Annotated in this window: 28 protein-coding genes; 16 read left to right on the top strand and 12 right to left on the bottom strand. The window is 60.6% G+C overall.

The genetic code is table 11. The annotated features are described in order from the left end of the window. Positions 1 to 14: 14 nt before the first annotated feature. The 9 genes from rbfA (at position 15) to yedF (ending at position 8,871) form a co-directional block, all read left to right on the top strand. Entirely contained in the window at positions 15 to 425 is a 411-nt protein-coding gene (rbfA, locus tag WA302_RS19725; RefSeq protein ID WP_004933508.1) for a 30S ribosome-binding factor RbfA, read from the top strand. Then, positions 425 to 1,369 (top strand): tRNA pseudouridine(55) synthase TruB, encoded by a 945-nt coding sequence (gene truB, locus WA302_RS19730; RefSeq protein WP_025305054.1) that lies wholly within the window; start codon positions 425 to 427, stop codon positions 1,367 to 1,369. Before rbfA ends, truB begins: the two co-directional genes overlap by 1 nt. Positions 1,370 to 1,493: 124 nt before the next feature. Then, positions 1,494 to 1,763, top strand: coding sequence for a 30S ribosomal protein S15 (gene rpsO / locus WA302_RS19735; RefSeq protein ID WP_004933502.1), 270 nt, complete (start codon positions 1,494 to 1,496; stop codon positions 1,761 to 1,763). Between the two features lie 256 nt (positions 1,764 to 2,019). After that, complete coding sequence (pnp, locus tag WA302_RS19740) at positions 2,020 to 4,137, top strand: polyribonucleotide nucleotidyltransferase (RefSeq protein WP_025305055.1); 2,118 nt, start codon at positions 2,020 to 2,022, stop codon at positions 4,135 to 4,137. Positions 4,138 to 4,265: 128 nt separating this feature from the next. Further along, a complete protein-coding gene (gene nlpI / locus WA302_RS19745; protein WP_025305056.1) occupies positions 4,266 to 5,150 on the top strand; it encodes a lipoprotein NlpI in 885 nt (294 codons plus the stop codon). A gap of 122 nt (positions 5,151 to 5,272) precedes the next feature. Next, positions 5,273 to 5,347 carry a protein YrbN gene (gene yrbN, locus WA302_RS25345; protein WP_223182019.1) on the top strand — a complete coding sequence of 25 codons (75 nt, stop codon included), beginning with the start codon at positions 5,273 to 5,275 and terminating at the stop codon, positions 5,345 to 5,347. Beyond that, on the top strand, positions 5,337 to 7,274 hold the full coding sequence (locus tag WA302_RS19750; protein ID WP_025305057.1) for a DEAD/DEAH family ATP-dependent RNA helicase: 1,938 nt from the start codon (positions 5,337 to 5,339) through the stop codon (positions 7,272 to 7,274). The genes yrbN and WA302_RS19750 overlap by 11 nt, the downstream gene beginning before the upstream one ends. A gap of 146 nt (positions 7,275 to 7,420) precedes the next feature. After that, positions 7,421 to 8,635, top strand: coding sequence for a selenium metabolism membrane protein YedE/FdhT (gene yedE / locus WA302_RS19755; protein ID WP_049208590.1), 1,215 nt, complete (start codon positions 7,421 to 7,423; stop codon positions 8,633 to 8,635). Continuing rightward, positions 8,632 to 8,871, top strand: a complete 240-nt coding sequence (yedF, locus tag WA302_RS19760; RefSeq protein WP_033641662.1) for a sulfurtransferase-like selenium metabolism protein YedF — start codon at positions 8,632 to 8,634, stop codon at positions 8,869 to 8,871. Before yedE ends, yedF begins: the two co-directional genes overlap by 4 nt. 38 nt (positions 8,872 to 8,909) lie before the next feature. On the opposite strand, the gene WA302_RS19765 is transcribed toward yedF, so the two are convergent. Further along, positions 8,910 to 9,923, bottom strand: a complete 1,014-nt coding sequence (locus WA302_RS19765) for a luciferase-like monooxygenase (RefSeq protein ID WP_025305059.1) — start codon at positions 9,921 to 9,923, stop codon at positions 8,910 to 8,912. Between the two features lie 231 nt (positions 9,924 to 10,154). On the opposite strand from WA302_RS19765, the gene WA302_RS19770 reads away from it, so the two are divergent. From WA302_RS19770 to WA302_RS19780, 3 genes are read left to right on the top strand one after another with little or no spacing between them, the layout of a single operon-like run. After that, entirely contained in the window at positions 10,155 to 11,126 is a 972-nt protein-coding gene (locus tag WA302_RS19770) for an HlyD family secretion protein (protein ID WP_025305060.1), read from the top strand. Then, positions 11,108 to 12,262: an ABC transporter permease gene (locus tag WA302_RS19775; RefSeq protein ID WP_025305061.1), complete on the top strand. Its 1,155-nt coding sequence runs from the start codon at positions 11,108 to 11,110 to the stop codon at positions 12,260 to 12,262. Before WA302_RS19770 ends, WA302_RS19775 begins: the two co-directional genes overlap by 19 nt. Further along, a complete protein-coding gene (locus WA302_RS19780) occupies positions 12,259 to 13,401 on the top strand; it encodes an ABC transporter permease (RefSeq protein WP_049203336.1) in 1,143 nt (380 codons plus the stop codon). Before WA302_RS19775 ends, WA302_RS19780 begins: the two co-directional genes overlap by 4 nt. 35 nt (positions 13,402 to 13,436) lie before the next feature. Here the strand turns inward: WA302_RS19780 and WA302_RS19785 are convergent, their stop codons facing one another. Next, on the bottom strand, positions 13,437 to 14,315 hold the full coding sequence (locus tag WA302_RS19785) for a U32 family peptidase (protein WP_099817053.1): 879 nt from the start codon (positions 14,313 to 14,315) through the stop codon (positions 13,437 to 13,439). A gap of 11 nt (positions 14,316 to 14,326) precedes the next feature. Next, positions 14,327 to 15,322 (bottom strand): ubiquinone anaerobic biosynthesis protein UbiU, encoded by a 996-nt coding sequence (gene ubiU, locus WA302_RS19790; protein ID WP_025305081.1) that lies wholly within the window; start codon positions 15,320 to 15,322, stop codon positions 14,327 to 14,329. Between the two features lie 258 nt (positions 15,323 to 15,580). On the opposite strand from ubiU, the gene ubiT reads away from it, so the two are divergent. Further along, entirely contained in the window at positions 15,581 to 16,102 is a 522-nt protein-coding gene (gene ubiT, locus WA302_RS19795) for a ubiquinone anaerobic biosynthesis accessory factor UbiT (RefSeq protein ID WP_025305082.1), read from the top strand. Beyond that, on the top strand, positions 16,096 to 16,599 hold the full coding sequence (locus tag WA302_RS19800) for a GNAT family N-acetyltransferase (RefSeq protein ID WP_025305083.1): 504 nt from the start codon (positions 16,096 to 16,098) through the stop codon (positions 16,597 to 16,599). The genes ubiT and WA302_RS19800 overlap by 7 nt, the downstream gene beginning before the upstream one ends. Here the strand turns inward: WA302_RS19800 and WA302_RS19805 are convergent. From WA302_RS19805 to speFL, 4 genes are all read right to left on the bottom strand, one after another. After that, positions 16,586 to 16,891, bottom strand: coding sequence for a GIY-YIG nuclease family protein (locus WA302_RS19805; RefSeq protein WP_139319749.1), 306 nt, complete (start codon positions 16,889 to 16,891; stop codon positions 16,586 to 16,588). The genes WA302_RS19800 and WA302_RS19805 overlap by 14 nt on opposite strands. An 86-nt stretch (positions 16,892 to 16,977) precedes the next feature. After that, a complete protein-coding gene (potE, locus tag WA302_RS19810; RefSeq protein WP_025305085.1) occupies positions 16,978 to 18,294 on the bottom strand; it encodes a putrescine-ornithine antiporter in 1,317 nt (438 codons plus the stop codon). A 62-nt stretch (positions 18,295 to 18,356) separates the two neighbouring features. Beyond that, entirely contained in the window at positions 18,357 to 20,519 is a 2,163-nt protein-coding gene (gene speF, locus WA302_RS19815; protein ID WP_261456576.1) for an ornithine decarboxylase SpeF, read from the bottom strand. Between the two features lie 272 nt (positions 20,520 to 20,791). Beyond that, the gene (speFL, locus tag WA302_RS19820) at positions 20,792 to 20,896 is read right to left on the bottom strand and encodes a leader peptide SpeFL (protein WP_004933443.1); all 105 of its coding nucleotides are present in this window, start codon (positions 20,894 to 20,896) and stop codon (positions 20,792 to 20,794) included. A gap of 433 nt (positions 20,897 to 21,329) precedes the next feature. Between speFL and WA302_RS19825 the strand changes: the two genes are divergently transcribed. Beyond that, positions 21,330 to 21,770, top strand: a complete 441-nt coding sequence (locus WA302_RS19825; RefSeq protein ID WP_141997100.1) for a YhbP family protein — start codon at positions 21,330 to 21,332, stop codon at positions 21,768 to 21,770. 30 nt (positions 21,771 to 21,800) lie between these two features. After that, positions 21,801 to 22,433: an NAD(P)H-binding protein gene (locus WA302_RS19830; protein ID WP_261456575.1), complete on the top strand. Its 633-nt coding sequence runs from the start codon at positions 21,801 to 21,803 to the stop codon at positions 22,431 to 22,433. On the opposite strand, the gene phnP is transcribed toward WA302_RS19830, so the two are convergent. The 5 genes from phnP to phnL are packed head-to-tail and all read right to left on the bottom strand — an operon-like array spanning position 22,390 to position 26,194. After that, positions 22,390 to 23,172, bottom strand: coding sequence for a phosphonate metabolism protein PhnP (gene phnP / locus WA302_RS19835; RefSeq protein ID WP_197837280.1), 783 nt, complete (start codon positions 23,170 to 23,172; stop codon positions 22,390 to 22,392). The two genes, WA302_RS19830 and phnP, sit on opposite strands and share 44 nt — an antisense overlap. Before the next feature lie 13 nt (positions 23,173 to 23,185). Then, positions 23,186 to 23,788 carry a DapH/DapD/GlmU-related protein gene (locus WA302_RS19840; RefSeq protein ID WP_049294737.1) on the bottom strand — a complete coding sequence of 201 codons (603 nt, stop codon included), beginning with the start codon at positions 23,786 to 23,788 and terminating at the stop codon, positions 23,186 to 23,188. After that, the gene (gene phnN, locus WA302_RS19845; RefSeq protein ID WP_261456574.1) at positions 23,785 to 24,354 is read right to left on the bottom strand and encodes a ribose 1,5-bisphosphokinase; all 570 of its coding nucleotides are present in this window, start codon (positions 24,352 to 24,354) and stop codon (positions 23,785 to 23,787) included. Before phnN ends, WA302_RS19840 begins: the two co-directional genes overlap by 4 nt. Continuing rightward, complete coding sequence (gene phnM, locus WA302_RS19850; protein ID WP_336064699.1) at positions 24,354 to 25,490, bottom strand: alpha-D-ribose 1-methylphosphonate 5-triphosphate diphosphatase; 1,137 nt, start codon at positions 25,488 to 25,490, stop codon at positions 24,354 to 24,356. Before phnM ends, phnN begins: the two co-directional genes overlap by 1 nt. Continuing rightward, complete coding sequence (phnL, locus tag WA302_RS19855; RefSeq protein WP_336064700.1) at positions 25,490 to 26,194, bottom strand: phosphonate C-P lyase system protein PhnL; 705 nt, start codon at positions 26,192 to 26,194, stop codon at positions 25,490 to 25,492. Before phnL ends, phnM begins: the two co-directional genes overlap by 1 nt. Between the last annotated feature and the right edge of the window lie 12 nt (positions 26,195 to 26,206).

The raw sequence follows: 26,206 nt of genomic DNA on the forward strand, positions 1-26,206 counted from the left end.
CTGGAGAATCCAAAATGGCAAAAGAATTCAGCCGCGGTCAACGCGTGGCGCAAGAGATGCAGAAAGAGATTGCGATCATTCTGCAGCGTGAAGTTAAAGATCCGCGCGTCGGCATGGCGACCGTTTCCGGCGTGGAAGTGTCCCGCGACCTGGCGTATGCCAAGGTTTACGTCACCTTCCTGAACGTATTGACCGAGAACCACGATCCGGATCTGGTCACCAACGGCATCAAAGCGTTGCAGGACGCTTCCGGCTATATCCGTACCCTGCTGGGCAAAGCGATGCGCCTGCGCGTGGTGCCGGAGCTGACCTTCGCTTACGACAACTCCCTGGTGGAAGGCATGCGCATGTCCAACCTGGTGACCAACGTGGTGAAGAACGACGCCGAGCGCCGTTCCGCCTCAGGCGATGACAAGGAGGATTAATGAGTCGCCCTCGTCGCCGCGGCCGTGACATCCACGGCGTGCTGTTGCTGGACAAGCCGCAGGGGTTGTCGTCCAACGATGCGCTGCAAAAAGTAAAACGTCTGTACAACGCCAACCGAGCGGGCCATACCGGCGCGCTCGATCCGTTGGCGACCGGCATGCTGCCTATTTGCCTGGGCGAAGCGACCAAGTTTTCGCAATACCTGCTCGATTCCGACAAGCGCTATCGGGTGATCGCCAAGCTGGGGCAGCGTACCGATACCTCCGACGCCGACGGCCAGATCGTGCAGGAGCGCCCGGTGAATTTCACCCAGGCGCAGCTCGACGCGGCGCTGGACACCTTCCGCGGCGACATCCAGCAGGTGCCGTCGATGTATTCGGCGTTGAAATACCAGGGCAAGAAACTCTACGAGTATGCGCGCCAGGGGATTGAAGTGCCGCGCGAAGCGCGCAGCATCACGGTGTACGAGCTGCAGTTTATCCGCTGGGAAGGGGATGAGCTGGAGCTGGAGATCCACTGCTCGAAAGGCACCTACATCCGCACCATCACCGACGATCTCGGCGAGCTGCTGGGCTGCGGCGCGCACGTGATCTATCTGCGCCGCCTGCAGGTGGCGACTTATCCGATTGCGCGCATGGTGACGCTGGAACAGCTGAACGCTTTGCTGGCGCAGGCGCAGGAACAAGAAATCGCGCCCGGCGAGCTACTCGATCCGCTGCTGATGCCGATGGATAGCCCGGTTGAGAACTATCCGGAAGTGAATTTGCTGCCGGTGGTTGCGGGTTACGTCAAGCAGGGGCAACCGGTGCAAGTCGCCGGCGCGCCGGCTTCCGGCCTGGTGCGTATCACCGAGGGTGAAGAGCGAAAATTCATCGGCGTTGGCGACATCGCCGAGGATGGTCGCGTGGCGCCGCGCCGCCTGGTGGTCGAGCATTTCGACTGACGGCGGGGCACTGCGTCGCCTTGCGATCGCACTGCGCTAAGAGTAGAATGGCGCAGCTTATGCATTGGGTTGCTGAATTAGAGATCGGCGCCTGTTTTTATTATCTATAATCTGGAGTATTACAATGTCTCTAAGTGTTGAAGCTAAAGCTCAAATCGTAGCTGATTTCGGTCGTGGTACTAACGACAGCGGTTCTACCGAAGTTCAGGTTGCCCTGCTGACTGCGCAGATCAACCATCTGCAAGGCCACTTCTCCGAGCACAAAAAAGATCACCACAGCCGTCGTGGTCTGCTGCGTATGGTTTCTCAGCGTCGTAAGCTGCTGGACTACCTGAAGCGTAAAGATGTAGCACGTTACACCAGCCTGATCGAGCGTCTGGGTCTGCGTCGCTAATCTAGCAAGTTTCAGTGGAAAGGGGCCTATTTGGGCCCCTTTCTTCTAGGAAGCATAAGCAAATCAGGTTAATGTATTACTGATGTTTCCAAACAGGTTCTTCCGTTACAGAGGTTCGCGCGGCTAATGAGAGGCTTTATCTCCTGCCTGAGATAAGGATTGTCATTAGTCGCGAGGATGTAGTGAGAAGGCAAATCGAGTCACAGGCGTGTCGAGTCGTCAATGCGATTGCGCGCCGCTAATCAAGGATATAATTTTGCTGACACCGATCATTCGCAAATTCCAGTATGGCCAGCATACCGTCACCATCGAAACCGGTATGATGGCTCGTCAGGCCACCGCCGCCGTTATGGTGAGCATGGATGACACCGCCGTATTCGTTACCGTCGTTGGCCAGAAAAAAGCCAAGCCGGGCCAGAGCTTCTTCCCGCTGACCGTTAACTACCAAGAGCGTACTTACGCCGCCGGCCGCATCCCGGGCAGCTTCTTCCGTCGCGAAGGCCGTCCGAGCGAAGGCGAGACCCTGACTTCCCGTCTGATCGACCGTCCGATCCGTCCACTGTTCCCGGACAGCTTCCTGAACGAAGTTCAGGTGATCGCGACCGTGGTTTCCGTTAACCCGCAGGTGAACCCGGACATCGTCGCGATGATCGGCGCCTCTGCCGCCCTGAGCCTGTCCGGTATTCCGTTCAACGGCCCAATCGGCGCAGCGCGCGTAGGTTACATCAACGATCAGTATGTGCTGAACCCGACAACTGACGAGCTGAAAGAAAGCCGTCTGGATCTGGTGGTTGCCGGTACTGCAGGCGCGGTGCTGATGGTTGAATCCGAAGCGGAAGTGCTGAGCGAAGATCAGATGCTGGGCGCCGTGGTGTTCGGCCACGACCAGCAGCAAGTGGTTATCGAAAACATCAACTCCCTGGTTGCCGAAGCCGGCAAGCCGAAGTGGGATTGGCAGGCCCCTGCGGTCAACGAAGCGCTGCACGCGCGCGTGGCTGAACTGGCAGAAGCTCGCCTGGGCGACGCTTACCACATCACCGAAAAACAAGAGCGTTACGCTCAGGTTGACGCGATCAAAGACAGCGTGGTTGAAACCCTGCTGGCGCAGGACGAAACGCTGGACGCCGGCGAAATCCAGGACATCCTGGGCAACGTCGAGAAGAACGTGGTGCGTAGCCGCGTACTGCGTGGCGAGCCGCGTATCGACGGCCGTGAAAAAGACATGATCCGTGGCCTGGACGTGCGCACCGGCGTACTGCCGCGCACCCATGGTTCCGCGCTGTTCACCCGTGGCGAAACTCAGGCGCTGGTTACCGCGACCCTGGGTACCGCGCGCGACGCACAGAACCTGGACGAGCTGATGGGCGAGAAGACCGACAGCTTCCTGTTCCACTACAACTTCCCTCCGTACTCCGTAGGCGAAACCGGCATGGTCGGTTCTCCTAAGCGTCGTGAAATCGGTCACGGTCGCCTGGCGAAACGCGGCGTATTGGCTATGATGCCTAAACCGGAAGATTTCCCGTACACGGTTCGCGTCGTGTCTGAAATCACCGAATCCAACGGTTCTTCTTCCATGGCTTCCGTGTGCGGCGCATCTCTGGCGCTGATGGACGCCGGTGTGCCAATCAAGGCTGCCGTTGCGGGTATCGCGATGGGCCTGGTGAAAGAAGCCGATAACTTTGTGGTTCTGTCCGACATTCTGGGTGACGAAGATCACCTGGGCGACATGGACTTCAAAGTGGCCGGTAGCCGCGACGGTATCACCGCGCTGCAGATGGACATCAAAATCGAAGGCATCACCCGCGAGATCATGCAGGTGGCTCTGAACCAGGCCAAGGGCGCGCGTCTGCACATCCTGGGCGTGATGGAACAGGCTATCAGCTCCCCACGCGGCGATATCTCCGAATTCGCACCGCGTATTCATACTATCCGCATCAACCCGGATAAAATCAAAGACGTGATTGGTAAGGGCGGTTCCGTTATTCGCGCACTGACCGAAGAGACTGGCACTACCATCGAAATTGAAGATGATGGTACAGTTAAAATCGCTGCGACCGACGGTGAGAAGGCGAAATTCGCTATCCGTCGTATCGAAGAGATCACGGCAGAGATCGAAGTGGGTCGTATCTACCAGGGTAAAGTGACCCGTATCGTTGATTTCGGCGCATTCGTCGCTATCGGCGGTGGTAAAGAAGGTCTGGTGCACATTTCTCAGATCGCCGACAAGCGCGTTGAGAAAGTGACCGACTATCTGCAGATGGGTCAGGAAGTGCCGGTTAAGGTACTGGAAGTTGACCGTCAGGGCCGCGTGCGTCTGAGCATCAAAGAAGCGATGGCGCCGGAAGCAGGTTCACCTGCGCCTGAAGCAGAATAACTGTATAGATAGTTTTACAGCTCCCCGCCATGGGGTTGGGAGCTGTTCGTATCGCGCGGGTAGGATACCCGCGTTTTAGCAAACGGAGGACAGGACGTTCATCCAATGTTTGTCTTCGGGAGTGGGAAATGAAGCCTTTCTTGCGCTGGTGTTACGTTGCGACAGCACTCATGCTGGCAGGATGCAGCAACCATGATTGGCGTAAAGACGAAGTTTTGGCAATCCCGTTGCAGCCTACGTTGCAGCAGGAAGTGATCCTGGCGCGCATGGAACAAATTCTTGCCAGCCGGGCACTGACGGATGACGAACGCGCACAGCTTTTATATGAGCGCGGTGTGCTGTATGATAGCCTCGGGTTACGTGCATTAGCGCGCAATGATTTCTCGCAGGCGCTGGCGATACGTCCCGACATGCCGGAAGTTTTCAACTACCTGGGCATTTACTTAACGCAGGCAGGCAATTTTGATGCTGCCTATGAAGCGTTTGATTCTGTACTAGAGCTTGATCCAACTTACAATTACGCGCGTTTAAACCGGGGCATCGCACTGTATTATGGCGGCCGCTTCCCGTTGGCGCAGGATGATCTGCAGGCGTTTTATCAAGACGACCCAAACGATCCCTTCCGTTCGTTATGGCTGTATCTGGTGGAGCGAGAAATCGATCCCAAGAAGGCCGAAGTAGCGCTTCAGCAGCGCTATGACAAATCGGACAGAGGGCAATGGGGATGGAATATTGTCGAATTCTACCTGGGCAAGATCAGCGAAAAAACGCTGATGGAACGCCTCAAGGCAGATGCAACGGATAACACTTCGCTCGCTGAGCATCTCAGTGAAACTGACTTCTATTTGGGTAAACACTACCTGAGTCTGGGGGACAAGGACACCGCTTCGGCGCTGTTCAAACTGACGGTGTCTAACAACGTTCACAACTTCGTTGAGCACCGCTATGCATTGTTGGAATTGGCGCTTTTGGGCCAAGAGCAAGACGACCTATCGGAATCGGACCAGCAATAGCTGACGAACACCTATCAGCCTGATGAACATTGGTTTTTAACCAAAGTTATCGCCTTAACGGGCGAGGGCTTTTTTGTTCGTTTTATAATCTAATTTGAGCCGGTTCACACTTTTCAATGAAAATGACTGAAAATTTTCTCGACGAGTTATGTAGACTGGCTGCCATTATTAATGAGGCACGTGTACATGACGACTGAGTTTGAAACCTCTTTTGCTGATCTGGGGCTGTCTGCTCCAATCATTTCCGCCCTGAACGATCTGGGCTATGAAAAACCATCTCCGATCCAGGCTGAGTGTATTCCTCACCTGTTGAACGGCCGCGACGTGCTGGGCATGGCACAGACCGGTAGTGGTAAAACTGCAGCGTTCTCGCTGCCGCTGCTGCACAACCTGCAGGCAGACCTGAAAGCACCTCAGATCCTGGTGCTGGCACCGACCCGCGAACTGGCGGTTCAGGTTGCTGAAGCGATGACCGATTTCTCCAAACACATGAACGGCGTCAACGTGGTAGCCCTGTACGGCGGCCAGCGTTACGACGTACAGCTGCGCGCTCTGCGCCAGGGCCCGCAAATCGTTGTGGGTACCCCAGGTCGTCTGCTGGACCACCTGAAGCGCGGCACCCTGAACCTCTCTAACCTGAGCGGTCTGGTGCTGGATGAAGCCGACGAAATGCTGCGCATGGGCTTTATCGAAGACGTAGAAACCATCATGGCTGAGATCCCGGCAGAACATCAGACCGCGCTGTTCTCCGCCACCATGCCGGAAGCGATCCGTCGCATTACCCGCCGCTTCATGAAAGAGCCGCAGGAAGTGCGCATCCAGTCCAGCGTGACCACCCGTCCGGACATCAGCCAGAGCTACTGGTCGGTCTACGGCATGCGTAAAAACGAAGCGCTGGTGCGTTTCCTGGAAGCCGAAGACTTTGACGCGGCGATCATCTTCGTTCGTACCAAGAACGCGACCCTGGAAGTGGCCGAAGCGCTGGAGCGCAGCGGTTACAGCAGCGCCGCGCTGAACGGCGACATGAACCAGGCGCTGCGTGAGCAGACCCTGGAGCGCCTGAAAGACGGTCGTCTGGATATCCTGATCGCGACCGACGTTGCGGCCCGTGGCCTGGACGTTGAGCGCATCAGCCTGGTTGTCAACTATGACATCCCGATGGACTCCGAGTCTTACGTTCACCGTATCGGCCGTACCGGCCGTGCGGGTCGCGCCGGCCGTGCGCTGCTGTTCGTGGAAAACCGCGAACGCCGCCTGCTGCGCAACATCGAACGCACCATGAAGCTGACCATCCCTGAAGTGGAGCTGCCAAACGCAGAACTGCTGGGCGAGCGTCGTCTGGCCAAGTTCGCCGCGAAAGTTCAGCAGCAGCTGGAAAGCAGCGATCTGGATCTGTACCGCGCACTGCTGACCAAACTGCAGCCGGAAGAAGAGCTGGATATGGAAACCCTGGCCGCAGCGCTGCTGAAAATGGCTCAGGGCGAACGTCCGCTGATCCTGCCGCCGGATCCGGTCTTCAAACCGCGCCAGCGCCGCGAGTTCAACGACCGTGACGATCGTCGCGGTGATCGTGGCGACCGTCGCGACAGCCGCGATAGCCGTGACGGCGACCGTCCGCGTCGTGAACGTCGTGACGTTGGCGAAATGCAGCTGTACCGTATCGAAGTGGGCCGTGACGATGGCGTTGAAGTCCGTCATATCGTTGGTGCTATCGCTAACGAAGGCGACATCAGCAGCCGTTACATCGGTAACATCAAGCTGTTTGCTTCCCACTCCACCATCGAGCTGCCAAAAGGCATGCCGGGCGAGATCCTGAATCACTTCACTCGCACTCGCATCCTGAACAAGCCGATGAACATGCAGCTGTTGGGCGATGCACAGCCGTTCGAACGTCGCGAGCGTCGTGACGGTGGCAACGGTGGCGAGCGTCGTGGCAACGGTAACGGCCGTCCGTTCAACGGTGAACGTCGCGAAGGCGGCCCACGTCGTTCCTTCGGAGAACGTCGCGAAGGCGGTAACGGCGGCGAGCGTCGTGGCGGTAACTACAACCGTGACGGCAAGCCGGCGCCACGCCGTGATGACAGCGCACCGGCAGCACCACGTCGTCGTTTCGGCGACGCGTAATCGCTGATTCACCGTTCGCGGTGAAGCACTCTGAAAAACCAGCCTGCGGGCTGGTTTTTTTATGCCTGAAAATTGCCGTCAAACGCCCCTGAATGGCGTATCATTCATAAGGTTTTTTCTTATGGATGATATGCACGGGAGATGCCATGAGTTGGCAGCAGTTCAAATCTCAATACCTGGTGCGCTTTTGGGCGCCGCTGCCGGCGGTGATCGCCGCCGGGATCCTTTCTACCTACTACTTCGGCATGACCGGCACCTTCTGGGCGGTGACCGGGGAATTCACCCGCTGGGGCGGCCATGTGCTGCAGTGGTTCGGCCTGCACCCTGAGCAGTGGGGCTATTTCAAGGTTATCGGCCTGCAGGGCACGCCGCTGGAGCGCATCGACGGGCGCATGATCATCGGCATGTTCGCCGGCTGCATCGCCGCCGCGCTGTGGGCCAACAACATCAAGCTGCGCCAGCCGCAGCACCGCATTCGCATCGTGCAGGCGCTGCTGGGCGGCATCATCGCCGGTTTCGGCGCGCGCCTGGCAATGGGCTGTAACCTGGCGGCCTTCTTCACCGGTATTCCGCAGTTCTCGCTGCATGCCTGGTTCTTCGCGCTGGCGACCGCCGCCGGCTCCTACTTCGGCGCCAAATTCACGCTGCTGCCGATGTTCCGCATCCCGGTCAAATTGCAAAAGGTGAAGTCCGCCGCGCCGTTGACGCAGAAGCCTGAGCAGGCGCGCCGCCGCTTCCGGCTGGGCATGGCGGTCTTCGGCCTAGCGGTGGCCTGGTCGCTGTGGACGCTGTTCGATGCGCCGAAGCTCGGTATCGCCATGCTGTTCGGTATCGGCTTCGGTTTGCTGATCGAACGCGCGCAGATCTGCTTCACCTCGGCGTTCCGCGATCTGTGGATCACCGGCCGCACTCACATGGCGAAAGCCATCATCATCGGCATGGCGGTGAGCGCCATCGGCATCTTCAGCTACGTGCAGCTCGGCGTGGCGCCGAAGATCATGTGGGCCGGCCCGAATGCGGTGCTGGGCGGCTTGCTGTTCGGCTTCGGCATCGTGCTGGCTGGCGGTTGCGAAACCGGCTGGATGTACCGCGCGGTGGAAGGGCAGGTGCACTACTGGTGGGTGGGGCTGGGCAACATCATCGGCGCTACGCTGCTGGCCTATTACTGGGACGATCTGGCGCCGGCGCTGGCGACCGACTACGACAAGATCAACCTGCTCGATACCTTCGGCCCGATCGGCGGCCTGCTGGTGACTTACCTGCTGCTGGCGCTGGCCTTCGCCGCCATGCTGTGGTGGGAGAAACGCTTTTTCCGCGCCCGGCCTGAGGCGCAGGTGGTGAATTTGAGGAGCATGCCATGAAAGCGACGACGATAGTGCCGGACTACCGGCTGGACATGCTGGGTGAGCCTTGCCCGTACCCGGCAGTGGCGACGCTGGAGGCGATGCCGCAGCTGAAACCGGGGGAGATCCTGGAAGTGATCAGCGATTGCCCGCAGTCGATCAACAACATCCCGCTCGATGCGCGCAACCATGGCTATAAGGTGCTGGATATCCAGCAGGACGGGCCGACCATCCGCTACCTGATCCAGCGTTAACGCCGAGGCGGTGGGGTTCCCCACCGCCTTTTCGCTTTTTATCCCTTCACGATGTCGCCCTTCACGCCGGCAACAATCTCGAACGAACGCAGCCGCGCCTGGTGATCGAAAATCTGGCCGTTGACCATGATCTCGTCGGCATCGGTTTCACGCAGCAGCGTTTGCAGCCCGTGGCGCACCGTTTTTTCATCGCCGACGATCGACATCCGCAGCGCCTGTTCGACGCCGTATTGTTCACCGGCGGTCCACAGCGCGTGGATGTTATCCACTGGCGGCGGCAGCGGACCGGGCGAACCGCGGCGCAGATTGATGAACTGCTGCTGCATCGAGCTGAACAGGAAGCGCGCATCGCTATCGCTCTCGGCGGCGATCACGTTGACGCATACCATGGCGTGCGGCTGCGCCAGCTGTTTGGACGGTTTGAAGTTCTCGCGGTACAGCTGCAGCGCCTGGAACAGCATATCCGGGGCGAAGTGCGAGGCGAAGGCGAACGGCAGGCCGAGCTGTGCCGCCAGCTGCGCGCTGTAGAGGCTGGAGCCGAGCAGCCAGAGCGGCACGTGCAGCCCCTGGCCCGGCACCGCCTGCACCGGCTGGCCGGGCTGCGCATCGCAGAAATAGTTTTGCAGTTCCTGCACGTCGCGCGGGAAGGTATCCACATCGCCTGACAGGTGGCGACGCAGCGCCATCATGGTGCGCTGATCGGTGCCGGGCGCGCGGCCCAACCCCAAATCGATGCGCCCTGGGTAGAGCGACTCCAGCGTGCCGAACTGCTCGGCAATCACCAGCGGCGCATGGTTCGGCAGCATCACACCGCCGGAGCCGAGGCGAATGCTTTGGGTGCCGGCGGCCAGATAGCCCAGCAGCACCGAGGTGGCGGCGCTGCCGATGCCGGTCATGTTGTGGTGCTCGGCCAGCCAGTAGCGCTGGTAGCCCCAGCGTTCGGCGTGCTGCGCTAAGTCCAGCGAACAGTGGAAAGCGTCGCGCGCTTTGGCCCCTTGCGGGATTGGCGATAAATCCAGTACCGACAGCGGTACCGCAGTGTGTTCAGTCATGACATCGTCCATCAGAGAGTGGATCGCTTAAAGGGCGATTGCAGGAGTCTGCATACCAAAAAGCCGAAAAAAGATGCTTTTTAGTGTTAAAAGCATAATCCAATTTATAGTTATAAAAGAGGAGATATGTGCTTGTGATATCCTCATGAGAGCAATGGTGTTTTTTGGAGCAATTTGAGACATGGAAATGATGATCCCCGCCCGCCGCTTACCGTTCCGGGAGCTGACATAATGAAAAAAAAGACGCTGTTTACCCTGTTGCTGATGTTGGCGGCGATCGCATTGGCGATCCTGTTCCGCGCGCACAATCAGGATCTGTTGCTGCAGGGTGAAGTGGATGCCCCCGAAGTGATCGTCGCATCCAAGGCGAAAGGCCGGGTCGTTGAACGCCTGATCGAACGCGGCGACGACGTGAAAAGCGGCCAACTGATCATTCAACTCGATAGCCCCGAACTGATGGCGCAGCTGCGTTCCGCACAGGCGACGCGCGACGAGGCCAAGGCGCAGCTCGAGCTGTCGCTGCACGGCACCCGTGAAGAGAGCATCCGCAACCTGCGCGCCAACCTGGCGCAGGCCGAGGCGCAGTACCGCAATGCGCAAAATGACTACAACCGCAACCTGAGCGTGGCCGGCAAGGGCTATATCTCGAAGTCCGAGCTGGACGCTTCGCGCCGGTCGCGCGACACCGCCTTCCAGCAGGTACAGGCCGCCAAGGCCAATCTGGATGAAGGCATTAACGGCGACCGCGTCGAGCAGCGGCAGCAATATGCGGCGGCGCTGCGGGCGGCGGAAGAGAATCTGCTGCAGATCCAGGCGCAGAGCGACGATCTGCAGGTGAAAGCGCCGGTGGACGGCGAAGTGGGGCCGATCCCGGCCGAAGTGGGCGAATTGCTGAACGCCGGCAGCCCGCTGGTGACGTTGATCCGGGTGCCGGACGCCTACTTCGTGTTTAACCTGCGTGAAGACATCCTGGCCCACGTGCGCAAAGGCGACAAGGTCACGCTGCGGGTGCCGGCGCTGAAGGACAAAATGATCGACACCGAGGTGCGCTACATCGCGCCGCTGGGGGATTACGCCACCAAACGCGCCACCCGCGCCACCGGCGACTTCGACCTGAAAACCTTCGAAGTGCGCCTGTATCCGTCACAGCCGGTGGACGGCCTGCGTCCGGGGATGAGCACCTTATGGCAATGGAAAGAGTAAGGGCCGGCTGGCGCTGCTTCAGTCACGCGTTCGACAAAGAGTGTCGCGTCGCCTTTCGCAGCCCGGTGGTGCACTGGCTGAGCTGGATCTTTCCGCTGATCCTGTTTGCGCTGATCAGCAGCAACTTCTCCGAAGGCACGCTGCTCGATCTGCCGGTCTCGGTGGTGGACAGCGATCACAGCCCGCTGTCCAAATCGCTGACGCGGCGGCTGGACGCCGGTTCGCATGCCCACGTCGAGGCATATGGCGGCGGGCTGCCGGAGTCGCTGAGCCGCCTGCGCAGCGCGCAGGATTACGCGTTGCTGTATATCCCGCCGGACTTTGAGGCCAACGCGCTGTCGGGCAAACAGCCTAGCGTAGTGATGTACTACAATGCGTTGTTCTACGGCGCCGGGCTGTACTCCACCCAGGACTTTGGCGGCCTGATGAACGAAATCAACGCCAGCACCCGCAGCATCATCGCCACCGAGATGGGTAAAACGCTGCCGCCGTTGGCGGACGTGACGCTCTCCTACGGCAGCCTGTTCAACGCCAGCGGCAGCTATATCTATTACCAGCAGTTCGCCGCCACCATCCACCTGCTGCAGCTGTTCGCGGTGACCTGCATGATCTACGTGCTGGCGCGCAGCAAGTCGCTGCTGCAGGCCAAGCCGTTCAGCCTGGCGCTGCTCGGCAAGCTGGCACCGTACACGCTGTGTTTCACCACCCTGCTGATGGTGGAGATCGCGGCGCTGGTGGGTATCTTTGACGCCCGCGTCAGCGGCAATCCGCTGTTTATGCTGATGATCGGCCTGTTCTACGTGATGGCGGCGCAGAGCATCGGCCTGCTGCTGTACACCTTTACCGGCAGCACCATCACCGCCTACAGCCTGATTGGTATTTTGGTCAGTATCGCGATGACGTTCTCCGGCATGGCGGTGCCTGAGCTGTCGATGCCGCTGCCGGCGCGCATCATTTCCAACATCGAACCGCTGACCCACGCGCTGTACGCGATGTTCGACGTGTTCCTGCGGCAGGTGCACGCCAGCGCCATTTTCAGCGTGTGTGCGCTGCTGGCGGTCTATCCGCTGGTGGCCGCGCTGCTGGTGCGCAATCGCCTGCCGGCGCGGCTGGCAAAAGAGGGGGAGGCCGGATGAAGCTCTATTGGCAAACCTTCGTTAAGGTGCTGCTCGGCATGCTGGAGCGGCCGGTGTGGCTGATGCTGATCCTGTCGCTGTGCATCATGAGCCTGGTGTACGCCAACCGCACGGTGTGGGATCTGCCGGTGGGGGTGGTCGATCAGGACCACAGTACCGCCAGCCGCCAGCTGATCCGCCAACTGGACGCCACCTCCAAGATCGCGATTGAAACCTACGACAGCCTGGAACAGGCACAGCGCGATCTCAGCTGGCGCAAGCTGTTTGCGGTGATCATCATGCCGGTGGATCTGGAGAAGAAGATCCTCAGCGGGCAGAACATCGTGGTGCCGGTGTACGGCGACGCCACCAACCGTCTGGCCAACGGCCAGATCCAACAGGACGTGGTGGCGGCCTATCAGCAGTTGCTGACGGAGTACAACAACGGGCTGCTGCTGCGCAGCGGTTTCAGCGAACGGCAGGCGCAGATACTGCTGACGCCGATACTGGGGCAAACGCTGGACGTGTTTAACCCCGGCATCAGCTTCGCGGCGATCATCTTTCCCGGCCTGTTGGTGATGCTGTTGCAGCACTCGCTGCTGATCGCCTGTATCCGCGTCAATATCGCCATGAAGAGCATGCCCGGCGGCAAAGCGCCGCTGGCGGCGCACCTCGGCGGGCTGACGGCGCTGCTGCCGATCTGGCTGTTCCTGTCGATCGTGCTGTTCGTGCTGTGGCCGTGGGTATTGGGCTATCGGCAGACGGCGAACATCGCCGAACTGCTGCTGCTGACCTTCCCGTTCCTGCTGGCGGTATTGGGGCTGGGCAAGCTGGTGACCGAGTGCCTGCGCAGCGTTGAGATGATCTACCTGACGCTGGCGTTTATCACTACGCCGGTCTTCTACCTGTCCGGCACCATCTGGCCGTTGCAGTCGATGCCGGCCTGGGTGCGCGCCATCTCGTACAGCATTCCCTCCACCTGGGGCACCAAGGCGATCGCCGGCGTCAACCAGATGGGGCTGTCGCTGAATGAAGTGTGGGGCGACGTGATGATGATGCTGGTGCTCGGCGTGGTCTACACCCTGCTGGGCTTCGGCGTCGGCTTCTTGCGCAACAGCGTGGCGCTGCGAGGGATGTTCAGGAAACGGCGGGCGAGTTGATTGAAAACTCCCCTCGGTGAGGAGGGGAGCGAGGATCACCCCACCAACTCCAACCCCGCCACGCGGCGCCAGTAGCCGTTGCAGTCGACGTGGTTGGTCAAGGCCAGCGGCTGCTCGCCGCGCTCGTTGGCGCGGAAGGCGTCGATCTGTGCCAGCGTCTCGGCGCCCTGCGGCGACAGTCGCACGATGTCCACCAGCCCCTGCATGCTTGGCAGCTCGTTGCCGAGGTTGTAGCAGTAACCGCTCATGGTCTGGATGCCGTTGAGTACGAACACCTGCTGCTGTTCCTGGGAGCGCATCATGCGGCCCTGCGGATACTTGATGCAGCAGGTTTCGCACTCGTCCTTGCCGCGGTTTTCCGAGCGGGCGGTGAAGCAGCGCGCCGAATAGGCCAGCGGCAGATGGCCGTAGCTCAGCACCTCCACCTCGAAGTCGTGGCGGAAGCCCAGCTCGTCGCACTGCGTCAGCAGATTGGCCAGCCAATCGCGTGACAGCTCGACCGGCATGCACCAGCGCATCATGCCCTGGCGGCGCAGCAGGCGCAGAGTATAGGCGTTGTAGCAGTTCAGCGCATGGCCGGCGACGAACGGCAGACCGCGTTCCGCCGCCATGTTCACTGCGCCCAGATCGTTAGCTTCAAACAGGAACTCGCCGTTCTCCACATAGCGTTTCAGCTCATTCAGTTCGGACGGCGCCTGCAGCAGCGCCAGCGTGGAGATCACCACCTGCTTGCCGCTGCGGGCGATGTCGCGCGCCAGCGCCAGCCAATCGCCGACCTTCATCTCGCGCCGCTTGGTGCAGACGCTCTCGCCGAGATAAATGATGTCGGCGTTACTCTCCGCCGCCTGCTGATAGAACGCCGCGATGTCGTTTTTCGGCCAGTAGTAGAGTACCGGCCCCAGTGCGTATTTCATGTTTCCTCCGGCTACTGCCATTTGCGGTGATAGGCGCCCAGCGTGGTCTGGGTGCCCTCGGACATCGCGCCCAGCGTCTCCATCCAGGCGGCGTCGGCGCGGTAGGCGGCCGGATCGGCCTGGCAACGGTCGATCGCCTGGCGCCAGACGCGCGCCACCTGGCTGACGTAAGCCGGGCTGCGCTGGCGGCCTTCGATCTTCACCGAGGCGATGTTGGCGGCCAGCAGCTCCGGCAGCAGCTCCAGCGTATTGAGGCTGGTGGGCTCTTCCAGCGCGTGGTAGCGCACGTCGTCCACCAGATAGCGGCCCTTGCACAGCGTCGGGTAACCGGCGTTTTCATGGTCCTGGTAGCGGTCGATCAGCACGTCGTTCAGGCGCGACTCCATGCCCTGCGGGGTTTGCTGCCAGCGCACGAAACGCGCCGGCGAACAGGCGCCGACGGTGTTCGGCGACTCGCCGGTCAGGTAGGAAGAGAGATAGCAGCGCCCCTCGGCCATGATGCACAGGCTGCCGAAGGCGAACACTTCCAGCGGCACCGGGCTGGTGCGCGCCAGCTGTTTCACCTGATGCATCGACAGCACGCGCGGCAGCACCACCCGGCCGACCTCGAAGTTGCGCTGGTAAAAACGGATCGCTTCCTCGTTGGTGGCGGAAGCCTGCACCGAAACGTGGCGTTCCAACAGCGGATAGCGCTGGGCGGCGTATTCCAGCATCGCCAGATCCGCCAGAATCAGGGCGTCGGCGCCCAATTGGGCCGCCATATCCACCGCGCGCTGCCAGCGGGCGTAGCCGTCGGGATGGGCGAAGGTGTTGATGGCGATATGCAGTTTGCGGCCGTGGCGATGCACGTAATCGACCGCTTCCTGCAGCTTTTTCTCGGTGAAGTTGAGGCCGGCGAAGTGGCGCGCGTTGGTATCGTCTTTCAGACCGATGTAAACGGCATCGGCGCCGTTATCCACCGCGGCCTTCAGGGCCGGCAGGTTGCCGGCGGGACAAAGCAGCTCCATAGATTTATCCTGGCTTAGCCGTGCGCCCGGCCGGGCGCACGCTGTCTTTAAAGGTTGCCGGTGGCGGTGTTCCGCCGGCAAATGCGAATCGGGGAGGTCATTTTAGGCAATGGGGCACACACAGGTTTTGATTTGAGGCAGCTTATGGCGTATTGATAAACATGGCGGTGAAATGCACTATTTGTTGATATAGACCGCTGAAGCCGCGCGTCAGTGTGGCAAAATAGCGGTAGTCCGTATTGAAAGGAGTGGATGACCGTGTTGGAACAACTACGAGCACGCCTTGTGCGCCAGGGGCCGTCGCTGCTGCGCATCCCGCTGAAATTCACGCCGTTCGCTCTGCAGCGTCAGCTGCTGCAACAGGTGCTGAGCTGGCAGTTCCGCCAGGCATTGGCGGATGGGGATCTGGAGTTTCTCGAATCGCGTTGGCTGAAGATCGAAGTTCGCGATCTGGCGCTACAATGGTTTATGACGGTAGAAAACGACAAACTGGTGGTCAGCCAGCACGCCGAAGCGGACGTCAGCTTCAGCGGCGACGCCAACGATCTGATCCTGATCGCGGCGCGCAAGCAAGATCCGGATACGCTGTTCTTTCAGCGTCGGCTGCAGATTGAAGGGGATACCGAATTGGGCCTGTATGTGAAAAATTTGATGGACGCCATCGAGCTGGAAAGCATGCCTGCGCCGCTGCGCATGGGGCTGTTGCAGTTGGCTGATTTTGTCGAAAAAGGGTTGCAGGAGGGCACGGCGTCGGCTTCCCGTGTGGCGGTATCATGCTGATTCGCGTAGAGATCCCGGTAGACGCGGCGGGCATCGACGCCTTGCTGCGCCGCGCCTTTGGCCGCGACGACGAAGCCGATCTGGTGCAGCAGCTGCGCGAAGACGGCCTGCTGACGCTGGGCGTGGTCGCCACTGACGACGAAGGCGGGGTAGTGGGTTACGCCGCGTTCAGCCCGGTAGACGTGGCCGGCGAAGACCGCCAATGGGTGGCGCTGGCGCCGCTGGCGGTAGACGAAAGCCTGCGCCGCCAGGGGCTGGCTGAAAAGCTGGTGTACGAAGGCCTGGATTCGCTGAACGAATTCAGCTACGCCGCGGTGGTGGTGCTGGGCGATCCGGCCTACTACGGCCGCTTCGGCTTTAAACCGGCCGCCACCTATGGCCTGAACTGCCGCTGGCCGGACACGGAAAGCGCGTTCCAGGTGTATCCGCTGGCGGAAGACGCCCTGAATGGCGTCAGCGGCGAAGTGGCTTTTTCGGCGCCGTTTAATCGCTTTTAACGACCGGCAATAGATACTCCAACGACAGCGGCGGGTGATTCACCAGCCGCTCTTTTTGTATTTTGCTCAGCTGTTTGACGCGGTATTCCAGCTTCAGCGCCGTTGAGCGATCCCCCACCTGGCAGTGAAACGCCAATGTCAGTTCCCCTTTACCGCGCAGCGCCTTGGCGCCTTTGCCGGCTTGGTGCTGTGCCAGGCGGCGCGCCACGTCGGTAGTGATGCCGGTATACAGCATGCCGCTCGGTAAACGCAGCATATAGAGGTGCCAGGGAGTGGGGGTAGTGTCGGTCATCGTACGCCGTTTCGGTGGCCAGGGTCGGCGTATGATGGCATGTTCGCCATCACAATCCCATCCCCGGCCGCCGGAGCCTTACCGCTTTACCCCTTTTTTCCCGCCAGCTCGAAGCGCGGCGAGACGATGCCGTACAGCGTCCAGCCGAGGAAGGTGGCGATGGCGCCCCACATCATCGCTTCTTCACCGGAGCTGTAGAGCGCATAGAAGCTGTACAGCGCGCCGATGCCGGCGATGATATTGGCGATGCGCGCCTTGTTGTCCGGCACCTTCGCCACTTTCTGAATAATGACCAGCGCCGCCATCGACAGGATGTAAGGGATGATGTTGGTCACCACCGCCAGGTTCACCAGCACGTTGAACTGCTTGTTCAGCGACGGGCTGATGGTCATCAGGGACAAACCACTCTGGATGACGACGATGGTCAGCATGCCTTTAACCGGCGCGTCGGCCTTGCTCAGCTTGGAGAAAATTTTCGGGAAGAAGCCGCTGTCGGCGGAGGATTTGAACACCTGAGCGATGGTGAACTGCCAGCCGAGCAGCGAGCCGACGCAGGACATGACCATCAACGCCATGATGATCTTGCCGACCGTCGGGTTGAACATGTGGGAGAACGCCAGCCCGAACGGGGCGGTGGAGTTGGCCAGATCCATGTTCGGCACGATGCCGGCGATCACGTTGGTCGAAATGATATAGATCACCGCCGCGCTGAGGGTGCCGCCCAGTACGGCGATCGGCACGTTGCGCTCCGGGTTTTCCACCACGTCGGTGTTGGCGCAGGCGGATTCCAGCCCCAGGAACGCCCACAGGGTCATTGAGATCGAGGCGCCGATGGCTTCGAAGGTCGGCACCTGATGCGGGTTCCAGGCGGCGACGTAGGCGCTGCCGCTGAACCAGTACCAGCCGATGACCGAGATGCCCACCACCGGAATGATCACGCCCCAGACGGTGATGCCGCTGATTTTGCCGGTGATGCGCGCGCCGCCGAAGTTAGCGACGGTCGCCAGCCACAGCACGCCGATGGTGGCGATACAGATCCCGAGCGGGCTGAGCGTGGTGTCGAACAGCTCGGTGCCGTAGCCGACGGCGGAAATGGCGATGGCGATATTGGCGATCAGCAGCGAAACGCCGTAGGTGTAGTTCGCCATAAAGTTGCCTGATTTACCGAAGGCGTATTCGGCGTAGCCGCCCATGCCGCCGGATTTACGGCTGAACATGCCGCATTTGGCGAAGGCGTAGGCCAGCGCCATCGAGCCGACGGCGGTCACCAGCCAGGAAACGATCGAAATCGTGCCCACTTCGGCCAGCTTGGTCGGCAGCATAATTATGCCGGAACCCATCATATTCACGGCGGTCAGGATCGTTAATTGCACGACCCCCATTTTATTATTGGACTTACTCATGATCATTTTCTCTTTTAGGATGCGATCCGGGCGGCGGGAATCATCGCCGCCCCGTAAGGTGATTAATTTTTCATGACGTAGCCGTAAGCACGGTTCCAGCCGTCCTCATCCTGTTGGATATAAACGCCCTGTAATTCCGGCGCGAATCCTGGCAATAAATTGATGCCTTCTTCCAGTGCCAGGAAATAACGCTGCGCGGCGCCGCCCCAAATTTCACCGGGCACCACGCACAGCACGCCTGGTGGGTAAGGCAGGGCGCCCTCGGCGGCGATGCGGCCCTCGGCCTTGGCCAGCGACACCAATTCCACATTGCCGCGTACGAACTCGGTATTGGCATCCTGCGGATTCATTACCACGCGCGGGAAATAACTTTTGCGGAACATCTCTTTTTGCAGCTCTTTAACGTCATAGCTGACGTAAAGATCGTGCATTTCCTGGCACAGCTGGCGGATGGTGTAGTTTTTGTAGCGCTGCTGGTGGTTTTTATAGACCGCAGGCAGCACCTCGCTGAGCAGGGAGTTTTGCTCGATGTGCTTCTCGAAGCGGGCGATCAGGGCCACCAGGTGCTGCATCTTGGCGATGTCTTCCGCCGGCGTCAGCAGGAACAGGATCGAGTTGAGATCGCATTTTTCCGGCACGATGCCGTTTTCGCGCAGGTAGTTGGCCAGAATGGTCGCCGGAATGCCGAACTCGCTGTAGCTGCCGGTCGCGGTATCGATGCCCGGCGTGGTGAGCAGCAGTTTGCACGGATCGACGAAATACTGCGATTCGGCATAGCCTTCAAAGGCGTGCCATTTCTCGCCGGGCACGAAGTTGAAGAAGCGCAGATCGTTGGCCATCGCCACGGTGTCATAGGCCTGCCACGGCTTGCCGTCGATCTGATCCGGCACGAACGGTTTGATCATCGTGCAGGTGTCCAGCAGCATTTTGCGCGCTTCGATGCCCACGCGCACACATTCTTGCCACAGGCGTTGGCCGCTCTTGCCCTCGTGCATCTTGGCGTTGACGTCCAGCGCGGCGAACAGCGGATAGAACGGGCTGGTGGAGGCGTGCAGCATAAAGGCGTTGTTGAAGCGCTTATGGTTGCAGTAGCGGCTCTGTCCCTTGATGTGCTTGTCTTTTTTGTGGATCTGCGAGGTTTGCGAGAAGCCAGCCTGCTGTTTGTGCACCGACTGGGTGACGATGATGCCGGGATCGTTCTCGTTCAGCTCCAGCAGCAGCGGCGAGCAGTCTTTCATCATCGGAATGAATTGCTCATAGCCCACCCAGGCGGAGTCGAACAGGATGTAATCGCACAGGTGGCCAATCTTGTCGACCACCTGGCGGGCGTTGTAGATGGTGCCGTCGTAGGTGCCGAGCTGGATGATCGCCAGGCGGAACGGGCGGGCTTCGTTGGCGCGTTCCGGCGCCACTTCGCGGATCTGTTGGCGCAGGTAGCGCTCGTCGAAGCAGTGCGCGTCGATGCCGCCGATAAAGCCGAACGGGTTGCGCGCGGTTTCCAGATAAACCGGCGTGGCGCCGGCCTGGATCAATGCACCGTGGTGGTTGGATTTATGGTTGTTACGGTCGAACAGCACCAGATCGCCGCGCGTCAGCAGGGCGTTGGTCGCCACCTTGTTCGAGGCCGAGGTGCCGTTGAGCACGAAGTAGGTCTTGTCGGCGTTGAACACCTTGGCGGCGTGCTGCTGCGCGGCGCAAGGCGCTCCTTCGTGGATCAACAGATCGCCCAGTTTGACGTCGGCGTTGCACATGTCGGAGCGGAAAAGCGTTTCGCCGTAGAAGTCGAAGAACTGGCGGCCCGCCGGGTGTTTGCGGAAGAACTCGCCGCCCTGGTGGCCGGGGCAGGCGAAGGTGGCGTTGCCCATTTCCACATACTGCGTCAGCGTGTTGAAGAACGGCGGCAGCAGTTCGCTCTCATATTTGGCGGCGGCGGCCTCCAGCTGTTTGCCGTAGAACTGGGTATTCTTGCCGCACAGTTCAAACACACCGTGCAGCGCCGGCAAGACGGCGTTATCCAGCTCTTCTTCGCAGCAGACGGCGACGAACAGCGGAATGTTCAGGCCGTGTTCTTCGATGCGCGCCACCATGCCTTGCGTGACGTCGTCTACCGACAGCACAATGGCGGCGACGTCATTGAAATCGCTGTGGTGCACATCGACGATGTCGCGTTCAGTTTCAAAGCAGCCGAGGGTTTGGGTGTTGGCGGCAATTTTTAATTTTTTCATTTTTCTCATTCTTCAGGCAAAGGCATTCCGCCGGCAAATAATTCCATTTGCCGTTAACGCCTTCACGAAAATAAAGGTGTGCGAGAACCCAGTGATGCCGAAAGGCATTAACTGTGTTCGCTGTTTTATTTAGCTTGGATGCGCTTGGCCGAAATTAAAAATGAATTGCGTGTCCTTCCCGGTTAGCGAGAAAGAGATATTATCACCGGCGTGCGGAGAATAAATAAAACGCAATGACACTCTTATCAACGGCGTAAGAGCGAGGGGGAGGGTTATCTGTAGTTGAAGAATGCGAAACTAAAGCAGCTGCGATGAGCCATCATCATAATATGGGTTGTGCGCCTGATGTGCGCCATTTTTCGGTTATTGTTTTCCATTTTCTAATCCACCTTGCTGAGTGAAAAGATGGCGCTATTTTAACGCAAGATGGGCTAAAAATCGTGATGAAAGTCACATAAATGCCGGTGTTTATAAATAACTATTCACCTGTTATGCAATGAATTGCATAAGTATCATCCGGGTCCAGAGGTTGGCATGTAAATGAATTGCTAATGCTCGCGGCCCTTAAGCGCTTAATTTCAATGGCGCTCGGAAAGGAATAAAAAAAGCGGTCAAATAACCGGCTGCATAACGATCAAATAAATCCGCTTTGTGTTTTTTATGTTATCAATCTGCTTTATGCAAAAATAAATAAAAATTCATTATTGTTGTGTTTATATTCATGTGTGATTTTTGATGATTATCGTTATTTGTGACTCGCCTCAACAACGCAGGGTAAGATGAAGTGAGTGAACCGGGAGGCGAGTAACCTTGAATACCTCAGAACAACGGCAACAGATTGCGGATTTCATCGGCAAGCAACATGTCTTAACGCTGTGCGCCGGCGACGGCCTCGACATGTGGTGCGCCAACTGTTTTTACGTGTTCGACGCCGCGACGATGGCGCTGTGGCTGATGACCGAACCGCACACCCGCCACGGCGGGCTGATGCTGAACAACGGCCGGGTGGTCGGCACCATCGCGCCGAAACCGAAAAGCATCGCGCTGATCCGCGGCGTGCAGTACCGCGCCGAGGCGGTGCTGCTGAGCGGCGAAGAGGCCGAGGCGGCGCACGCGCGTTACTGCAAGCGCTTCCCGATCGCCAGGGCGATGAAGGCTTCGGTTTGGCGGCTGGACCTGCACGAGGTGAAGATGGCCGACAACACCCTCGGCTTCGGCAAGAAGCTGCATTGGGCGCGGTCTATACTTTAAGTCGACGTATTGATTACAACGGGAGATTGCATGGCGCGAGCACTGTTAGTCGGCGCAACCGGGCTGGTGGGGCGCGAGTTGCTGCAGTTGTTGCAAAGCGATCCGCAGATAACGGCCATCGTGGCGCCGACGCGCACGCCGCTGCCGCCGCACGGCAAGCTGACCAATCCGGTCGGCGACGCGCTGTTCGAGCTGCTGAGTAGCCTGCAGCAGCCGGTCGATCTGGTGTTCTGCTGCTTGGGCACTACCCGCCGGGCGGCGGGCAGCGCCGATGCCTTCCGCTACGTCGATTACCAACTGGTGGTGGAGAGCGCGCTGACCGGCCGCCGGTTGGGGGCGCAGCACTGTCTGGTGGTAAGCGCGCTGGGCGCCAACGCGGATTCCACCTTCCTGTATAACCGCACCAAAGGCGAGATGGAGCAGGCGCTGCGCGAACAGCACTGGCCGCGCCTGACGTTGGTGCGGCCTTCCATGCTGGTGGGGGATCGCCCCACGCCGCGCCTGATGGAGCGCCTCACGCTGCCGCTGTTCAGGCTGCTGCCCGGCAAATGGCGCGCCGTCTCCGCCAAAGACGTGGCGCAAACGCTGCTGCAGCAGGCGTTCACGCCGGGCGAAGGGATCAGGGTGCTGGAGTCGGATCGGCTGCACTGCTACCGAGGCTGACGCTGAGGTGATCGAACGCCAGCTCCAGCCCGGCGGGCAGTTCGTTGTCCAGCAGCCATCGATCGAGATGATGGCTGATGTGCGTCAGCAGCGTGCGCTTGGGCTGCAGCAACTGCTGCGTCTCCTGCGCGCGGGTCAGGTCGTTGTGGTTGCGCGGCGCCTGCGGCTGAGGCGGCAGGCTGCAATCGAGCACCAGCAGATCCAGCGCCACGTTCTGCAAATAGTCGGCGGTGGCCGGCGGCAGGCCGACGGTGTCGGTCAGGTAGGCCAGCGCAGCGCCCGCCGCCTGGATCAGATAGCCGTGGGTCAGTTTGGAGTGTTGCAGCGGCAGCGGGGTGATGCGCATGCCGCCCAGTTCGACGGTGGCGAAGGGCGCCAGCGGCGGCTGAAACGCCAGAATGCCGGGGTGTTTGAACAGGTCGTCGCAGCCCTGTTCATCCGGCGGGCCATACACCGGAATGGAATTTCCGCACCCCCAACGCAAAGGAAATAACCCCTGAACGTGATCCATGTGGTAATGTGTCAGTAAAAAACGTTGAATTTGCCCCGCCGAAAATCGCCGCTCCAAAGCCGGCAATCCCGCATCCAATAAGGTCGTTTCTCCCTGATAGTTAAGCATGGCGCTGCACGCTCGCCGCCGAAATGCCGGCTCGCGCCGCGCCCGTTGGCAGCTCAGGCAGTCGCAGCCGAACACCGGCACCTGCTGCGCGCCGCCGGTGCCGAGAAAGGTCAGTTGCATCGCTTCCCCTCCGTTAAAGGTACTTCTGCGCAAAGCGGTGGATGTCGCGAAAATCCGCCAGCCGCGCCTGCAGCGTGGCGTGATCCCAGTGCCACCACTGGCTGCGTTCGATGCGTTCTATCAGCGCATCGTCGAAGCGCATGCCGATCTTTTTGGCCGCCACGCCGGCGACGATGCTGTAAGGCTCCACGTCCTTGGTGACCACCGCCGCGCTGCCGATCACCGCGCCGTTACCGACGCTGACGCCCGGCATCAGGATGGCGTTATGGCCGATCCACACGTCGTGGCCGACGGTGACGTGGTGCTCGCGCCGCCAGTCGAAGAACGCCGCGTCGTCTTCCCCCAGCCCGTATTCGGAAGCGCGATAGGTGAAGTGGTGCTGCGCGATGCGCTGGTAGGTCGGGTGGTTGCCGGGATTGATGCGCGCATAGGAGGCGATGGAAACGAACTTGCCGATAGTGGCGTAAAAAATCTGGTTGTGCCCGGCAGTGTAGGAGTAGTCCCCCATCTCCACCTCTTCCAGGATCGCATCGTCGGCCAGATGCACATACTGGCCGAGCCGGGTGCGGTTAAGGGTCACGTTGTCGCCGATTTTCGGCTGGGCAAAGTCGTTCATGGCGTCGCATCCTGAGCTTGTCGGGTGGCGGTTGGCAGCAGCGCCAACAGCGCCGCCAGGGTATCGTCGAGTGGGCCGTCGTTGTGCAGCACCCGGCAGCCGGCGGGCAGACTCTGCTGATATTCCGCCGCCCGCGCCAGCCGCTGCTCGATCTGTTCAGCGCTTTCCCGTCCGCGATCCTGCAGGCGCCGGCGCAGGATCGCGGTGCTGACCTGCAGGCATACCGGCAGCAGCTGCGCGCCGTAGCGCTGCTGCGCCTGCGGCAGGTGGGCGCGCGAACCGTTGACCGCCACGTCGATCCCCTGCAGCAGCCAAAGATCCACTTCGATCCCGAACGCGTAGCGCTGCTGGTGGGCCTGCCAGTCGAGCGCGAACAGCCCCTTGGCGCGGCGGCGCAGAAATTCGGGTTCGCTCAGCGCGATGTGATTCTCGCAGCCGGCATCCGCCGGCCGGGTGATGTAACGGTGCGCCACCAGCGGCGCGCGGTCGGCGTCGGCCCGCAGCGCGGCCAGCAGACTGTCCTTGCCTGCGCCGGAAGGCCCCATCAGATAGATGAGCCGCGCCATCAGAATACCTGCCTGCCCTGGCGCCACACGTTCTGCACGTAAACGTGCTCGCCGTGCGACCGCGCCAGCACCAGATCCGCCCGCAATCCTTCGGCGATGGCGCCGCGATCCTGCAGATCCAGCGCCCGCGCCGGGTTGCGGGTGATCATGCGCACCGCCTGGGGCAGATCGTAGGTGTTGCGCTCGTCCGCCGCGAGGCGAAACGCCGCATCCAGCAGGCTGGCCGGGTAATAATCGGAAGAGAGAATATCCAGCACTCCCAGCGCCGCCAGGTGGTGCGCCGCCACGTTGCCGGAGTGGGAACCGCCGCGCACGATGTTCGGCGCGCCCATCAGCACCTGCAGGCCCTGCTGGTGCGAGGCGCGGGCGGCCGCCTCGGTGGTGGGGAACTCGGCGATGGCGCTGCCCAGCGCGCAGGATTCGGCCACGTGCGCGGCGGTGGCGTCGTCATGGCTGGCCAGCGAGATGCGGCGTGCGCGGCAGTGGGCGGCGATCGCCTCGCGGTTCGGCGCAGCCCAGCGGGCGGACAGGGCGACCTGCTGCTCCTCGTACTCGCTCATCTGCTGGTCGTTGAGGTGGTATTTGCCCTGATAATATTCGCGGTACTTTTCGCGCGAGGCGAACTGGCGCTGGCCTGGCGAGTGGTCCATCAGCGACACCAGCGACACGCCCGGCTTGTCCATCAGCTGTTCGAACAGCGGCAGGGTGCTCTCGTGCGGCAGCTCGCAGCGCAGATGCAGCCGGTGCTCGGCGCGGTTCACCCCGGCGCGCTGGCTGTGGAACACCGCGTCGATCATTTTCTGCAGGTTTTCCAGCCGGTGGCCGCCGTCGCGCACGTCGCCGATCGCCACCGCGTCCAGCACCGTGGTGATGCCGTTGGCCACCATCAGCGCATCGTGGCTGCTCATCGCCGAATGGGCCGGCCAGTCGACGTTCGGGCGCGGGGTGAAGAACTTGTCCAGGTTGTCGGTATGCAGCTCGATCAGCCCCGGCAGCAGCCAGCCGCCGTCGCCGTCCAGCGCCTGCGGCAGCCGGCTCGGGCCGTCGGCGAAGCTGCGGATCACGCCGTCCTGCATCTCCAGCGAGCCTTGCACCACCTGGTCATCCAGCACCAGCTTAACGTTATTGACGATCATCAGAGGGCCTCCAGCGCCTGTGGCGCCTGCATATCATAAAGCCGGTCGGCGACCTGTTGGCGGACGCCTTCATCATGAAAAATGCCGACGATCGCCGCGCCGCGCGCCTTGGCGCGTTCGATAAGCTGCACCACCGCCGCGCTGTTGCGGCTGTCGAGCGAGGCGGTCGGTTCATCCAGCAACAGAATGGGGTAATCGACGATAAAGCCGCGCGCGATGTTCACCCGCTGCTGCTCGCCGCCGGAGAAGGTGGACGGCGCCAGCGGCCACAGGCGCGGCGGCACGTTGAGCGCAGCGAGCAGCGCTTCGGCGCGGTCGCGGCACTCGGCGCGCTCGACGCCCTGTTCCAGCAGCGGCTGCATCACCACCTCCAGCGCGCTGATGCGTGGGATCACCCGCAGGAACTGGCTGACCCAGCCCAGCGTATGGCGGCGCACCGCCAGAATTTGGCGCGCATCGGCGCTGGCCATGTCCAGCCAGTCGCCCTGGTGGTGGATCCAGATATGGCCGCTGTCCGGCAGGTAGTTGGCGTACAGCGAACGCAGCAGGGTGGATTTGCCGCTGCCGGAGTGGCCATGCAGCACCACGCATTCGCCGCCGTGGACCATCAGGTTGGCGTCGTGCAGCACCGGCAGGCGGGTGCCGTACTGCTGATGCAGCACAAAGGTTTTACTGAGATGTTCAACTCGGATTTGCATAGTCATCTGTTATCGCCT

This window comes from Serratia sp. 201, assembly GCF_037027545.1.
In the GTDB taxonomy this organism is placed as follows: Bacteria; Pseudomonadota; Gammaproteobacteria; order Enterobacterales; family Enterobacteriaceae; genus Serratia; species Serratia bockelmannii.